We start from the raw sequence: 405 nt of genomic DNA on the forward strand, positions 1-405 counted from the left end.
GTTCAAATCCTGTCCCCGCTACTCGTGACGAAGGCCCCGGAGTTCGCTCCGGGGCCTTCGTCGTGTCGTGGCCCGGCCGAGTTTCTCGCCTCCTGCCGGTTGTCCGGAAAATTCTGAGAGAGTACTCTCGAGACATGTCTCTCAGAAACGCCGAGGACGACACCGGGAGAAACCCGTACGGTGACCTCGAACTCACCGAGCCCACGGCGATGCGCGCGCTGTCCCATCCGGTCCGGCTGGCCATCCTGTCGAGGCTCCAGCGGCACGGCGCCGCGACGGCGACCGAGCTGTCCGAGCACGTCGGCGCCTCCCCGTCGGTGACCAGCTGGCACCTGCGCCACCTCGCCGGGTTCGGCCTGGTCCGGGACAGCGCCGTCGGCGGGGACGCGCGCAAGCGGTACTGGG

At 68.9% G+C, this 405-nt stretch carries 1 protein-coding gene; it reads left to right on the forward strand.

Annotated features, from left to right (window positions below; genetic code table 11):
• Positions 1-134: 134 nt before the first annotated feature.
• Positions 135-405 (forward strand): helix-turn-helix transcriptional regulator (locus tag EAD96_RS01465; RefSeq protein ID WP_147457823.1); only part of this gene is annotated, 271 nt, incomplete at its 3' end.

The sequence above is a fragment of the Micromonospora sp. BL1 genome (genome assembly GCF_003667485.1).
Taxonomy (GTDB): domain Bacteria; phylum Actinomycetota; class Actinomycetes; order Mycobacteriales; family Micromonosporaceae; genus Micromonospora; species Micromonospora tulbaghiae.